We start from the raw sequence: 14,077 nt of genomic DNA, 5'->3' as shown, positions 1-14,077 counted from the left end.
GAACAGGGCTATGCGATGGCTGAGGCGGCGATAGGTTGGAATTGTGAAAAAATTGGGGACAATCCTTAAGGACTGTCCCCTGATTGTTCAGCGCGGTTGAATTATGCGCGTCGTGCGTGTCAGAGCAGCAGATCGAAGCTCTGCGATAGCGGCAATTGCCGTGCGCGCGTGCCGGTCAGATCGAACAGGGCGTTTGCCAGCGCCGGCGCTGCCGGGGGTGTGCCCGGTTCGCCCACACCGCCAAGCCGGTTATTGTTTTCAAGGAGTTGCACCTCGAACTTGGGGGTGTTGTGCATCCGCAATGCATCATAGTCGGGGAAATTCATCTGCTCGACCGCGCCATCGGCAAAGGTGATCTCTTCGTTCACGGCGGCGGACAGGCCATAGATGCACCCGCCGATCATCTGCGCCTCGGTGATGCCGGGATCGAGGATCGTACCCACATCCGCCGCGATCCAGACACGGGCGATGCGGATCGTCCCGCCTTCGTCGATGACCTCGACCACCTGGGCCACGGGCGTGCCGAAACTGTAGGAAAAGCCGACGCCGCGCCCGGTATTCGCGAGCTTTGTGCCGCCCCAGCCCGACATGTCGCGCACGGCCTCCAGCACACCTGCGCCGGCAGGAAATTCGTCGCGCATCAGCGAAAGGCGGAAATCCAGAGGATCGGCGCCGGCGGCGTGGGCCAGTTCGTCCATGAACGAGTCCTGGAAGAAGGCATTGAACGATGCGCCGACCGAGCGCCAGAACCCAACCGGAACGTCCAGGTCCGCAAGATAGCCGCGCACGCGGTGGTTGGGGATCGCGTAGGGTGCGTTGAACAAGCCGTCCACATGCCCCTTGTCAGGCCCGCCGGGCGAAATGCCCAGCCAGCGGTTCATCGCCTGTTGCGAGGTCGATTGCGCCGCGACCTGCGCATCCAGCAACACGGCGCTGCCTCTGCGCACGGCGCCGCGCATCCGCGCCATAGCGCCGGGACGGTAGAAATCGTGGCGCATGTCCTCTTCGCGGCTCCAGGTCAGTTGCACGGGCGTTCCCTGCATCGCCACGGCCACTTTCGTGGCATAGACCGAGAAATCCATCTCGCCCCGGCGGCCGAACCCGCCACCCAGGTAAGGCGTTATGACCGTCACCTGCGCCGGGTCGAGACCCGCGGCACGCGCACAGTGATCGCGGGTGAAGGTGGGGGCCTGGTTGCCCGACCACACGGTCAGCGCATCGCCGGTATAATGCGCCGTGGCGTTCATCGGCTCCATCGTGGCGTGGGCGAGGTAGGGCACGGTGTATTCCGCCGTGACCTCGGTCGCGCCTTCGGGCATCGCGTCGGCATCGCCATCGTTGCGCATGGTCGAGTTGGGTTTCTTGTCGAAGGCGGCGGCGATCTTTTCGAAAATCGCAGCGGTTTCAGAGGGGTAGGGCGCGTCTTCCCATTCCACGTCGATTGCGTCGACCGCCTGCTGCGCCAGCCAGGTGTTGCGCGCGACGACCGCCAGGCCATTGCCGAGATCGACCACCTTTTCCACGCCCGGCATGGATTCGGCGGCGCTGGCATCAAAATTGCGCATGCCCGCGCGCTTGGGGTTGATCCGCAGGGCCGCGAATTTCAGGCCCTCGGGCCGGGTGTCGATGCCGAACGCAGCCGTGCCGGTGACCTTGCCGACCATGTCCAGACGGGGCATCGCCTTGCCAAGGTATTTCCATTGCGACGGGTCGCGCAGTTCGGGTTCGCGCAAGTCGACCTTGGCCGCATCGGAGGCGAGGTCGGTATAGGGGATGGCCGTGCCGTCGGGGGCGATGACCTGACCGTTTTCGGTGCGCAACCGCGCGGTTTCGACGCCCAACCGCGCGGAGGCGGCGGATTTCAGCGCCTCGCGCGCCGTCGCACCGGCGACACGCAGCCGTTCATAGGCATCCTTCATCGCGGTCGATCCGCCGGTGATCTGCATCTCCATCACCTTGCCCACGCGACCGACATATTCAGCCAGCGCATGCATGAACTCCGACTGGTCATAGCCCTTGCCGGGGATGACCTCGTGCAGAAGGGCGCTGTTGTAATAGGCAGCGGCGGGCGGGCCGTGCATGATGCGCACGTCTTCCCAGGCCACGTCCAGTTCTTCGGCAATCAGCGCCGCCAGCGTGGTCTGAGTTCCCTGACCCATTTCCGAACGCGGGGTGATAAGCGTGACACCTTCGCCGGTGACCAGCACGAACGGCGTCAGTGCAGCTTCTCCAGAGCCGGGTTTCAGCGGGTTGGGGGCGGGACGGCCGACATACCATGCGCCGAATGCCGCGCCGCCGACGATGGCGGCCGAGCCGATCAGAAAGGTGCGGCGGGCGATTTTTCCTATGCTTGCCATTGGATTAACCCTCCATCTTCGCAGCGGCGCTGCGAATTGCTGCGCGGATGCGCGGATAGGTGCCGCAACGGCACAGGTTACCCTGCATCGCGTCGTCGATATCTGTGTCGCTGGGGTTGGGGTTCTGTTCCAGAAGGCTTGCGGCCTGCATGATCTGGCCCGACTGGCAGTATCCGCATTGCGCAACCTGATGTTCGACCCAGGCCTGTTGCAGCACGCTCATCGCGTCGGGTGTGCCAAGCCCCTCGATGGTCGTCACATCGCCCCAGACATCGCCAAGCGACACCTGGCAGGATCGGACCGCCTGGCCGTCTATGTGCACGGTGCAGGCACCGCAGGCCGCGACGCCGCAGCCGAATTTCGTGCCGGTCAAACCAATCTCGTCACGCAGAACCCAAAGCAGGGGCACGTCCTCGGGCAAGTCCACGTCGTGGGACTTTCCATTGATGGTCAGGGTGGTGGCCATGGTCGATTCCTCGCTTTATGGTCGGCTTTATGACAAAATGGTTTCAAAGTGTCAGTGTGTCAATTGACAAAATTTGTTCAATCTGTCATTTGGTCCCTATGACACTGGAAACGCCCGAAAACCTGTCGATCAACCCGCGCCAGAAAGCCATCCTGGGCGCGGCATTCGAGGCGTTTCGACTATATGGCTTCCGGCGCACGTCGATGGAGGACATAGCCCGTGGGGCGGGCATGTCGCGCGCGGCGCTCTATCTGCACTACCGCAACAAGGAAGACATCTTCCGCTCGCTCGCAGGCTATTACTACGACGCTGCCGAGCAGGCGATTTCCGCGGAGTTGCGCGCTGCGCGCCCGGTGGCCGAGGCGTTGCAGGCCGCGTTCCGGGCACAGGCGGGCGAGTTGTTCGAGGCGTTGCTGACATCGCCCCACGGGGACGAGTTGCTGGATACGAAATACGCCACCGCCGCGGATGTGGCCGACGCGGGCGAAGCGCGCCTGGCAAGGATCTATGCGGCATGGCTGGATGCCGAGGCGCGCGCCGGACGGGTGGATATGGCGGCCTATGGCGGGGACGCGCGGGCGGTGGCCGAAACCATGTTGACCGCCCTGCACGGGCTGAAGGCGGGCAAGCCCGCCTATGCCGCCTATCGCGACAGCGCCGACCGGCTGGCGGCGATGTTCGGCCGGGCGCTGGCTGTCAGCGGCCCGGCATAGGGCGCGCGATCCTACAGGTCGGTGCGCAGGTGCCAGAGTTCGGGGAACAGTTCGACCTCGAGCATCCGTTTCAGATAGCTGACCCCACCGGTTCCGCCGGTGCCGCGCTTGAACCCGATCACGCGTTCCACCGTGGTGACGTGGTTGAAGCGCCAGCGGCGGAAATAATCCTCGAAATCGACCAGCTTTTCGGCCAGCTCGTATAGCTCCCAGTATTTGCGCGGGTTGCGATAGACCTGGGTCCAGGCATCCGCCACGGCCTGATCGGGCTTCCACGGGCGCGAAAGGTCGCGGTTCAGAACCGCATCGGGCAGGGGGATCGACCCGTTCAGCAGCCGCAGCGCAACATCATAGAGCGAGGGCTGCGCCAGTTCGTCCTCCAGCATCTGCACGATCCCTGCGCGGTGTTCATGCGGGCGCAACATGGCCTTGTTGCGGTTGCCCAGCATGAATTCGATCTGCCGGTACTGGTAGGACTGGAACCCCGAACTTTGCCCCAGCGCATCGCGAAATGCGGTGTAATCGCTTGGCGTCATGGTGCGCAGCACATCCCAGGCGCTGTTGAGCTGCTCGAAGATCCGCGCCACACGCGCCAGCATCTTGAAGGCGGGGCGGGTTTCGCCGGCGGCAAGCGACCGGCGCGCGGCGGCGATTTCGTGGATTGCCAGTTTCATCCACAGTTCGGACGTCTGGTGCTGGATGATGAACAGCATCTCGTCATGGGTATCGGTCCAGGTCTTCTGGGCCGACAGGATGTGTTCGAGGTCAAGGTAATCGCCATAGGACATGCGCCCGTCGAATTCCATCTGGGCGCCCTCGGCGGAAGGGTCGTATGCGTCTGTCATGTGTCGTGTCTCCTGATCTGAATGGTAGCGCGGGCGGGGTGCGCGCGTCACGTGTTCAGGCAGGAGATCGCGGCCATGCGCCGCCACAGCGCCACCCAGCCGGCGGGCTGGCAAAGGGGCAGGTGTCGGGTGCGCGCGGCGTGCATCATGTCACCTTGGCGCGGGTTTTGTACTCGGGGCGGTCCCACAGGTCGTTTTGCATCACGTCGGTGATGATCGCGATGGCGGCATCCACGTCCGAGTCGTCGATGTAGAGCGGGGTAAAGCCGAAGCGCATGATGTCGGGGGCGCGGAAATCGCCGATCACCCCGCGTGCGATCAGCGCCTGCATCGCGGCATATCCTTCGGCAAAGCGGAACGACACCTGGCTGCCGCGTTGCGCGTGATCGCGGGGGGTGGCGAGTTGCAGCATGGGGCAGGCGGCCTCGATGCCCGCGATGAAACGGTCGGTCAGTTCCAGCGAACGGGCGCGGATCGCGGGCATGTCCGTCATGTCCCAGATGTCCAGCGCGGCATCGAGCGCGGCCAGCGCCAGCACCGGGGGCGTGCCCACGCGCATCCGTTCGATCCCCGGTCCGGGGCGATAGCTCGGTTCGAAGGCAAAGGGCGCGTCATGGCCAAGCCAGCCCGACAGCGCCGGAAGCGCGGCATCGGCATGGCGCGGGTTGACGTAGATGAACGCCGGGGCGCCGGGGCCGCCATTGAGGTATTTGTAGGTGCAGCCAACGGCGAAATCGGCATTCGCGCCCCTTAGGTCCACCGGGGTGGCGCCCGCCGTGTGGGCCAGATCCCAGACCGTGACGACGCCATGCGCATGCGCCTTGGCGGTCAGGGCCTTCATGTCGTGCATGCGGCCGGTGCGGTAATCGACCTCGGTGATCATCATCACCGCGACCTCGTCGGTGATGTTGTCGGCCACCTCTTCCGGCGCGACGACGCGCAGTTCGTGGCCTTTGCCAAGGAACCCGATCAGCCCTTCGGCCATGTAGAGGTCGGACGGAAAGTTGCCGCTGTCCGACAGGATCACGCGGCGGTCCGGGTTCATGGCGATGGCCGAGGCCAGCGCCTGGTAGACCTTGATCGACAGGGTGTCGCCCATCACAACATGGCCCGGTTCGGCGCCGATCAGGCGGGCGATACGGTCGCCCACGCGGGTGGGCTGATCCATCCAGCCGGCCTTGTTCCAGCCGGTGATCAGCATCTCGCCCCATTCGTCCTGCATGGTGCGGGACATGCGTTCCTGCGCATGGCGCGGCAGCGGACCCAACGAATTGCCATCGAGATAGATCACGCCCTCCGGCAGGTGGAACCGGGCCTTGGTGGCTGCGAAATCGGTCATGGCGTCCCTCGTCAGGATTTATTTTAGGCTTGAAGTATCTCTGGCGTCCTATCGGCTTTGCCGGCGTGAGTCCAGAAATTTCCGGGCGCGCGCACGCGCCCGGAGCCGTGCTTCAGCGCCCGACGACCTGCCCGCCGGCGATCATGATTTCCTGGCCGTTCACGCTTTCCGATCCGGGCTGGCACAGCCAAAGCGCGGCGGCGGCCACCTCTTCGGGGGCGATCAGGCGGTTGTGGCGGTTCGATTGGACCATGATCTGCTTGGCCTCGTCCGCGCTGATGCCAGCGCGATCCTTGATGGCGTCGACGTTGCGGGTGATGATGTCGGTATCGACATAGCCGGGACAGATCGAATTGAAGGTATAGGGCGCGCCCAGGAAATCCTCGGCCAGGCTGCGCATCATGCCGATCACGCCGTGTTTCGACGCGGAATAGGCCCCGCCGCCGGGCAGGCCGCGCACCCCGGCGATGGAGCTGACGGCCAGGACGCGGCCCCAGTCGGTTCCCAGCATCGAGCGCATCCCCTCGCGGACTGTCCAGAACACACCGTCGAGATTGGTTGCCATGATCTTGCGCCACAGCGCGGTGTCGGTCTTGTGCAGCTTGCGGCCCTCGGCGATGCCGGCATTCGCGACGATGATCTGCAGCGGACCGCGCGCGTCGACGGCGGCGTCGATCACGTCGCGCACCTGCGCTTCGTCGGTCACGTCCATGGCGATCCCGTGAAGCCCGCCGCCCGCGACCTCATCCAGCACCACCTGCCGGCGGCCGGTGATGGTGACTTGCGCCCCTTGTTCGGCAAGCGCCCGCGCGATCGCCAGCCCTATGCCCGTGCCGCCACCTGTGACAAGCGCGTGTTTTCCGTTGATGCTCATGTCCTGTTCCTCCCCTCGGTCATCGGCGCCACACTAGCGGTTCGCACAGGGCTGACAAGCCGCGCCGTTGCGTCGTGGTATGCACCTGCACACCATCGCTTTACTTTGGTATTCATATCTGTGAATTTGTTGTCCAGTTATCCAGGGAGGACACCATGGCGCGTTTCATCGTAACTTTTGCAGCCCTCGCGCTGGGCGCCGGAATGGCGCTTGCGCATGAGGATATTGCCGACAAGTACCCGCAATCGGAACTGTACAACAAGCCGGTGGAGTTCATTCCGAACGTCTGGTCGGCGATTGGTGCAACGGCCCCGCCGACCTATGAAAACTCGGGTCATAACAACAACCTGAGCTTTGTTGTCACCGGTGACGGGGTGGTGGTCGTCAATGGCGGCGCGTCCTACCGCCTGGCGCGCGCGCTGCACGACGAGATCAAGCAGATCACCGACCAGCCGGTGAAGCTGGTGATCAACGAGAACGGCCAGGGACATGCGATCCTGGGGAACTCCTATTGGGCCGAGCAGGGCGTCGACATCCTGGCGCACGAGGATGCGATTCACGAGGTCAAGGAGAACGGTGACTTCATCCTGCAGGGTATGCAGCGCTATAACCAGGACAAGGCCGAGGGCACGAAGGTCGTCCCCGCCAATATTAGTTTCTCGGACCGGTACGATTTCGAAATGGGCGGTGTCCGCTTCGAGGTTCTGCATCTTGGCCCCGCGCACGGGCCGGGTGACACGCAGGTCTGGATCCCCGAATGGTCGATTGTGATCGCCGGCGATATCGCCTTTCACGAGCGCATGCCCCCGATCTTTGCGGATACCTGCACGAGTTGCTGGATCGAAACCTTCGAAGGCCCGTTCACCGACCTGGGCGCCACCTATGTGATCCCCGGGCACGGGCATCCGACGAACATGGGAACCGTCACCATCGGGACGGTCGGGTACCTGCGCGACCTGCGCGAAAAGGTGGGCGCGCATCTGGACGAAGGTGGCGATCTTGCGGGCGCGTACTATGTCGATCAGACCAGATGGGAACACCTGGACACGTTCGAGGAACTGGCGACCAAGAATGCCGGCCGCGTGTTCGAGGAAATGGAGTGGGAATGACAGTGTCCCTTAACAACGCGTGTCTTGCGGGGCGGTCGCCGATCGCCCCCATGGCCGGACCGGCGGCAGATTGCGGGACAGACCGGCGCGCGGCGGAGACCGTGCGGCGCGGATATGGGGCGTGGCGGCCGGAATGAAGCAATGGATCGATCTTCCGCCGGTCTGGTTGCTGGCCGCACTCCTGCTGGCCTGGGTGCAGGCAACCTATTTCCCGATGGGGCTGAGCCTGGGCGGTGCCGCCACCGATTTTCTCGGCGGTATCCTGGCGGGCGGGGGCATCGTGCTTATGCTGCTGGCCGTCTACGAAATGCGCCGACAGCGCACCACGGTCATTCCGCACCGCGAGGCCGACCGCCTGGTCACCAGCGGCATCTTCAGCCGCACTCGCAACCCGATCTACCTGGGGGACGCGCTGGTGCTGGCGGGGATGATCCTGCGTTGGGACGCGGTGCTGTCCTTGCCGTTGATCCCGATTTTTGTCTGGATTATCGAGCGAAGGTTCATCATACCCGAAGAAAACCGTCTGCGGCGCAAATTTCGGGCAGATTTTGCCCGTTACGAGCGGAAAACGCGGCGTTGGGTTTGACAATAAGCGACATTTTGGCAATCGAAGGCGTCAGAAATCTTTGCAAATGTTGCGCGAAGAATTTAAACAGCGAGGCCGCCCCATGAGGGTGGCCAAATCATATCTGCCGAGAAAGGGGATGGATAGGTGAAAATCGGAACGCCAAAGGAAGTGTACGAGGGTGAGGCGCGCGTCGCCATGACCCCGGACTCGGCCCAGGCTTTGCAAAAGCTGGGCTACGAGTGCGCGATCGAATCCGGGGCAGGGGCCCTGGCCGGGTTTACGGACGCCGCCTATGAAGAGGCCGGCGTCGAGGTCATAAAGACCGCCGCCACCCTGTGGAAGAATTGCGATATCATCGCCAAGGTCCGCCAGCCCAACGACACCGAGATGAAGCGCCTGCGCGAGGGCCAGACGCTGATTTCCTTCTTCAATCCGGCCGGCAACGAAAAGGGGCTGGAAGCGGCGAAAAAGAAGGGCGCCAACGTCATCGCGATGGAAATGGTGCCGCGCATCAGCCGCGCGCAGAAGATGGACGCGCTGTCGTCGATGGCGAATATCGCGGGCTACCGTGCCGTCATCGAGGCCGGCAACAACTATGGCCGTTTCTTTACCGGGCAGATCACCGCCGCGGGCAAGGTGCCGCCGGCGAAGGTTCTGGTCGTGGGGGCCGGTGTGGCCGGTCTGGCGGCCATCGGTGCGGCGACGTCGCTGGGCGCGATCACCTACGCGTTCGACGTGCGCCCCGAAGTGGCCGAGCAGGTCGAATCGATGGGGGCCGAGTTCGTCTATCTCGATTTCGAAGAGGAACAGCAGGACGGCGCGGCAAGCGGCGGTTACGCCAGTGTCTCGTCCCCCGAGTTCCGCGAAGCGCAGCTTGCCAAGTTCCGTGAACTGGCGCCCGAAATGGACATCGTCATCACCACGGCGTTGATTCCCAACCGCGAGGCGCCCGAGCTGTGGACCGAGGACATGGTCGCCTCGATGAAGCGCGGCTCGGTCATCGTGGACCTTGCCGCGGAAAAGGGCGGCAACTGCAAACTGACGGTGATGGACGAAAAGATCGTCACCGACAACGGCGTGACGATCATCGGCTATACCGACTTCCCCAGCCGCATGGCGTCGCAGTCCTCGTCGCTTTATGCGACCAACATCCGTCACATGATGACCGACCTGACCCCCGAAAAGGACGGTCAGATCAATCACAACATGGAAGACGACGTGATCCGCGGCGCGACCGTGACCTATGATCACGAAATCACCTGGCCGCCGCCCCCTCCAAAGGTGCAGGCGATCGCGGCGCAGAAAAAGGAAAAGCCGAAAGAGCTGACGCCCGAAGAAAAGCGCGCGCAGGAAGTGGCCGCGTTCAAGGCGCAGACCAAGAGCCAGGTCACGCTGCTGCTGATCGGCGGCGCGCTGATGGCGCTTCTGGGGCTCGTGGCTCCGCCCAGCTTCATGCAGCATTTCATCGTCTTCGTGCTGAGCTGCTTTATCGGCTTCCAGGTGATCTGGAATGTCAGCCACTCGCTGCACACGCCGCTTATGGCCGTGACGAACGCGATTTCGGGCATCATCGTCCTGGGCGCGGTGCTGCAGATCGGGTCGTCGAACGGGCTGGTCGTGTTCCTCAGCACCATCGCGGTGCTGGTGGCGACGATCAACATCGTGGGCGGCTTCCTCGTGACGCGGCGCATGCTTGCCATGTTCCAGAAATCCTAAAGGGCTGCGGAGAGAGATATGTTCGGAGATCAATTCGTAACTGCCGCGGCCATCACCGCGAGCGTTCTTTTCATCCTCAGCCTGGGCGGCCTGTCGGGCCAGGAAAGCGCCAAGCGCGCCGTCTGGTACGGGATTGTCGGCATGGCGCTGGCCGTGTTCTTCACCATGTTCGGCCCCGGTATCGGCAACTATGCCTTCCTGCTGATCGCGATGGTCGTGGGTGCCGTGATCGGCACGGTCGTCGCCAAGCGCGTCGAAATGACCGAGATGCCGCAGCTTGTGGCGGCGCTGCACTCTTTCGTGGGTCTGGCGGCGGTCTTTGTCGGCCTGAATGCGGAAATGGAGCGCCTGCGCGTCATCCGCAAGCTGGCCGATGCGGGCATCGACGCCTGCGAGGGTGCGATCAGCGCGATCGCCTGTGCAACCCAGGCGGGGCAGGCGGACCTCTTCAAGGAGTTCCAGGGCTTCGCCTACAAGGTCGCCACCAAGATCCCGTCCGAGATCGCCTTCCTCAAGGTCGAGGTGGTGCTGGGCATCTTCATCGGTGCGGTGACTTTCACCGGCTCGGTCATTGCCTTCGGCAAGCTGGCCGGCAAGGTGGACGGCAAGCCGTTCCAACTGCCCGGCGGGCACATGCTGAATGCGGCGGCGGCCTTTGCCTGCCTGCTGCTGGCGGTGGTTTATCTTGCCTATGGCGGGATGTGGCCGCTGGTGCTGATCATGCTGCTGTCGTTCTTCATCGGCTATCACCTGATCATGGGGATCGGCGGCGCCGACATGCCCGTGGTGGTGTCGATGCTGAACAGCTATTCCGGCTGGGCTGCGGCGGCGATCGGTTTCACCCTGTCCAACGACCTGCTGATCGTGACCGGTGCGCTGGTCGGCTCTTCGGGTGCAATCCTGTCCTACATCATGTGCAAGGCGATGAACCGCGCCTTTGTCAGCGTGATCCTGGGCGGGTTCGGCGGCGCCTCCGGCCCGCAGATGGAGGTCGAGGGCGAACAGATCGCGATCGACGCCGATGGCGTGGCCGCCGCGCTGGACGAAGCCGACAGCGTGATCATCGTTCCCGGTTACGGTATGGCCGTGGCACAGGCGCAAAACGCCGTCAGCGAGCTGACCAAGCGCCTGCGCGGCAAGGGCAAGGAGGTGCGTTTCGCCATCCACCCCGTCGCGGGCCGTCTGCCGGGGCACATGAACGTGCTGCTGGCCGAAGCCAAGGTGCCCTATGACATCGTCATGGAAATGGACGAGATCAACGACGATTTCCCCGACACTGACGTCGTCATCGTCATCGGGTCGAACGACATCGTGAACCCGGCCGCCCAGGACGACCCCAACAGCCCCATTGCCGGCATGCCGGTGCTGGAGGTCTGGAAGGCCAAGCAGGTGTTCGTGTCCAAGCGCGGGCAGGGCACCGGTTATTCCGGCATCGAGAACCCGCTGTTCTACAAAGAGAACACGCGCATGTTCTATGGCGACGCCAAGCAGAGCCTCGAGGCGCTGCTGCAGAAAATCAGCTAAGGCCCGCCGGGTCTGTGCGTGCCCCCGTCCGGCTTGCCCGGGCGGGGGTTTTCTTTTGAATGCCGACTTTGTTTTGTTGGACGCAATGCGCGGCGTTGCGCTTTGTCAGCGCGGGCATCGGGCGCATAGCCGCGCGTGCGGTGGCGTGACAATTACACAAGTATGCCATAGTATTCCGCCAAGTCATTGGAAACGAAACGGTTTTTCGTTTACATCGCGGTGTGTCCGGCTCATTTTCCGGGTAATCAGGAGTGTCACATGGCCCCCATCGCCGATCATCCGCTGCGCTATCAGCTGGCCAACGAACTGCATGCGCGTCCGTTTCCGTCGATCTCGACCCCGTCGACGGCCGTTTACCTTGCGGTGAAGCAACCCGATGGTGCGGCCAGCCGCAACCGCGAGGCGGACATGGCGCATCTTCTGGCGCTGCTGGATCGCTACGGCGCACCGCATCCTCAGCCAGGTGCCACGCATTATTTCGGCAAGCTTGGCCGCTACCAGCTGAAATGGGAAAGCCATACCGAGTTCGTGACCTACACCGCTTTCATCGACGGGCTGTCGTCGCGTCCCTTCGATCCTGCGGATTTCGAGGTGTTCCCGCCCGACTGGTTGGCCGAGATACCGGGTGTTCGGATGACCTCGGCGCTGATCCGCATCGAGAAATGGAGCGACAAGGAAAAGGTGATCGGTGCGATCAACGACTGGTTCGTTCCCGAAAGCATGGCGGTCAGCCGGGTGCTGGACGATGCCGCCGTGATTGCGGGCGATTTCCGTATTGACGCGGCCGGGCACCAGCGGTTCGCCGTGTTCGTCGCGCCCAGCACCGGCGACCGCCGGGTGGGCCGGATGGTTCAGCGCCTGTGCGAGATCGAAACCTACAAGACGATGTCGATGCTCGGCTTTTCCGAGGTCAAGGCGATGTCGCCGCGGATGAACGACATCGACGAGCGCCTGACCCTGCTGATGGAAGAGATGACCGACAACGCCACGCCCGCCGAGGACACGCTTGGCAAGCTGCTTGTGTTGTCGGCCGAGCTTGAATCGATGGCGGCGCGCGCGTCTTTCCGGTTCGGGGCGACCGGCGCCTACGAGGCGATCGTGCACCAGCGGATCGAAGTCATGCGCGAGGCACGGTTCGACGGGCGCCAGACCTTCAACGAGTTCATGATGCGCCGGTATGACCCCGCGATGCGCACGGTGAAATCCGCGCAGGGACGGCTTGCGGCGATGTCGGACAGGGCGATCCGGGCGGGCGATCTGCTGCGGACACGTGTGGATGTCGAACGCAGCGCGCAGAACCAGGCCTTGCTGGAAAGCATGAACACGCGCGCCGACATGCAGTTGAAGCTGCAACGCACGGTCGAGGGGCTGTCGGTTGTCGCGATCAGCTATTACGCGGTGTCGCTGGTGGGGTATGCGCTGTATCCCCTTGCCGAGTTGTTGAACCTCAGCAAGGGAACGCTGACCGCGGCGATCACTCTGCCGGTAGTGCTGCTGGTGTGGTGGCTGATCCGTCGACTTCAGCGGTCGCTGCATTCAGAGCCGCGCGAGTGATCCAGCCGCCCAGCCCGATGGACGCTATCGCCAGGATCGCGGCGACGGACAGGGTTGGGATGCCCGACAGGCCCGCGCCCACGGTGCAGCCGCCCGCCAGAACGCCACCAACGCCCATCAGCGCGGCGCCGGCCATGTAGCGGCCTGTCTGGCGCGGGCTTTCAAAGCTCTGCCAAGCAAACTGTCCGCGGATCAGTGCAGCGGCAAGCGCGCCCAGCACGACGCCACCGACAAGGCCCAGGCCGAAGCTGGGGGAAACGGCGGTCGAGGCGACGGCATAGAACAGGGTTTCGGTCGCGGGCGCGGTGAAGCTGAGGCTTTCCATCGCGATCGGTTCGAACTCGTCGAACAGAACGAACCCGGTGCCGACCCAGGCCAGTGGCACCAGTGCGCCCAGAACGCCTGCGAGCGCCAGCGTTCCCGCCCGGTTGCCCGAGCGCAGCGCGAATGCCACTGCGGCCAGTGCGATGATCACGGCCCAGACAAGACCGGCGCCGGGCAGGGCGGGGGCCACGTCAAGCGTGACGCTTCCCAGACCCGTCCGCACGGGGGCAAGCACCCCTTTCAGCGTGGCATGGGCCACGACCGCGAACACCACCAGAACCAGGGCTGCGCGCAGGTTGCCGGTGCCGGTCAGCACCGTCAGGCGCGAGATGCAGCCGCGCGTCAGGATCATGCCGGCGCCAAACATCAACCCGCCTGCCACGATGGCCAGAATGGGCAGGCCTTCTGCCATGAACCGGTGTTCCGCAAAGGTGATCCAACCCTGCGCCACCGCTCCCTGCGTACCCAGAACAGCCACCGCCAGCGCCGTCAGCCAGACGCCGGCCGCCTGTTTGCGGTCCTCGCCATCGATGATGCGGCGAAAACAGAAGCGTGTGACCTGCGCCAGAACGCCAAAAGCGAGCCCCACGAAAAGGGCAAACCACACCGCCGCCTGCGGGGCGGTCAGCGATTCAAATCCCAGTGTCTCGAACATGTCCTGTCTCCGCGTCAGAATGGAACAACGTTC

General features: G+C 63.9%; 12 protein-coding genes. 6 read left to right on the top strand and 6 right to left on the bottom strand.

Going from position 1 to position 14,077, the window contains the following annotated elements:
* Positions 1-119: 119 nt before the first annotated feature.
* Together BLT50_RS04035 and BLT50_RS04030 are read right to left on the bottom strand one after the other, a co-directional pair.
* A complete protein-coding gene (locus BLT50_RS04035) occupies positions 120-2,357 on the bottom strand; it encodes a xanthine dehydrogenase family protein molybdopterin-binding subunit (protein WP_090026666.1) in 2,238 nt (745 codons plus the stop codon).
* A gap of 4 nt (positions 2,358-2,361) precedes the next feature.
* Entirely contained in the window at positions 2,362-2,823 is a 462-nt protein-coding gene (locus tag BLT50_RS04030; RefSeq protein ID WP_090026664.1) for a (2Fe-2S)-binding protein, read from the bottom strand.
* 98 nt (positions 2,824-2,921) lie between these two features.
* Here BLT50_RS04030 and BLT50_RS04025 point away from each other — a divergent pair, with 98 nt between their 5' ends.
* Positions 2,922-3,536: a TetR/AcrR family transcriptional regulator gene (locus tag BLT50_RS04025; protein ID WP_090026662.1), complete on the top strand. Its 615-nt coding sequence runs from the start codon at positions 2,922-2,924 to the stop codon at positions 3,534-3,536.
* A gap of 11 nt (positions 3,537-3,547) precedes the next feature.
* Here the strand turns inward: BLT50_RS04025 and kynA are convergent, their stop codons facing one another.
* The 3 genes from kynA to BLT50_RS04010 all read right to left on the bottom strand — a co-directional run bounded on the left by kynA (position 3,548) and on the right by BLT50_RS04010 (position 6,594).
* A complete protein-coding gene (gene kynA / locus BLT50_RS04020; protein WP_090026660.1) occupies positions 3,548-4,381 on the bottom strand; it encodes a tryptophan 2,3-dioxygenase in 834 nt (277 codons plus the stop codon).
* A 145-nt stretch (positions 4,382-4,526) separates the two neighbouring features.
* Positions 4,527-5,720 (bottom strand): kynureninase, encoded by a 1,194-nt coding sequence (kynU, locus tag BLT50_RS04015; RefSeq protein WP_090026658.1) that lies wholly within the window; start codon positions 5,718-5,720, stop codon positions 4,527-4,529.
* Positions 5,721-5,832: 112 nt separating this feature from the next.
* On the bottom strand, positions 5,833-6,594 hold the full coding sequence (locus BLT50_RS04010; RefSeq protein WP_090026656.1) for an SDR family NAD(P)-dependent oxidoreductase: 762 nt from the start codon (positions 6,592-6,594) through the stop codon (positions 5,833-5,835).
* A gap of 155 nt (positions 6,595-6,749) precedes the next feature.
* Here BLT50_RS04010 and BLT50_RS04005 point away from each other — a divergent pair, with 155 nt between their 5' ends.
* From BLT50_RS04005 to BLT50_RS03985, 5 genes are all read left to right on the top strand, one after another.
* Positions 6,750-7,703, top strand: coding sequence for an MBL fold metallo-hydrolase (locus BLT50_RS04005; protein WP_090026654.1), 954 nt, complete (start codon positions 6,750-6,752; stop codon positions 7,701-7,703).
* Positions 7,704-7,836: 133 nt separating this feature from the next.
* Complete coding sequence (locus BLT50_RS04000; protein WP_090026652.1) at positions 7,837-8,289, top strand: methyltransferase family protein; 453 nt, start codon at positions 7,837-7,839, stop codon at positions 8,287-8,289.
* Positions 8,290-8,415: 126 nt separating this feature from the next.
* Complete coding sequence (locus tag BLT50_RS03995; RefSeq protein WP_090026650.1) at positions 8,416-9,987, top strand: Re/Si-specific NAD(P)(+) transhydrogenase subunit alpha; 1,572 nt, start codon at positions 8,416-8,418, stop codon at positions 9,985-9,987.
* An 18-nt stretch (positions 9,988-10,005) separates the two neighbouring features.
* Positions 10,006-11,511 carry an NAD(P)(+) transhydrogenase (Re/Si-specific) subunit beta gene (locus tag BLT50_RS03990; RefSeq protein WP_090026648.1) on the top strand — a complete coding sequence of 502 codons (1,506 nt, stop codon included), beginning with the start codon at positions 10,006-10,008 and terminating at the stop codon, positions 11,509-11,511.
* A 258-nt stretch (positions 11,512-11,769) separates the two neighbouring features.
* The gene (locus tag BLT50_RS03985; protein WP_090026646.1) at positions 11,770-13,065 is read left to right on the top strand and encodes a DUF3422 family protein; all 1,296 of its coding nucleotides are present in this window, start codon (positions 11,770-11,772) and stop codon (positions 13,063-13,065) included.
* On the opposite strand, the gene BLT50_RS03980 is transcribed toward BLT50_RS03985, so the two are convergent.
* Complete coding sequence (locus tag BLT50_RS03980) at positions 12,986-14,044, bottom strand: YeeE/YedE thiosulfate transporter family protein (protein ID WP_090026644.1); 1,059 nt, start codon at positions 14,042-14,044, stop codon at positions 12,986-12,988. The genes BLT50_RS03985 and BLT50_RS03980 overlap by 80 nt on opposite strands.
* Positions 14,045-14,077: the final 33 nt, after the last annotated feature.

It is taken from the genome of Lutimaribacter saemankumensis, from assembly GCF_900100005.1.
Lineage (GTDB): Bacteria > Pseudomonadota > Alphaproteobacteria > Rhodobacterales > Rhodobacteraceae > Lutimaribacter > Lutimaribacter saemankumensis.
This window is presented reverse-complemented; position numbering and strand designations above follow the sequence as displayed.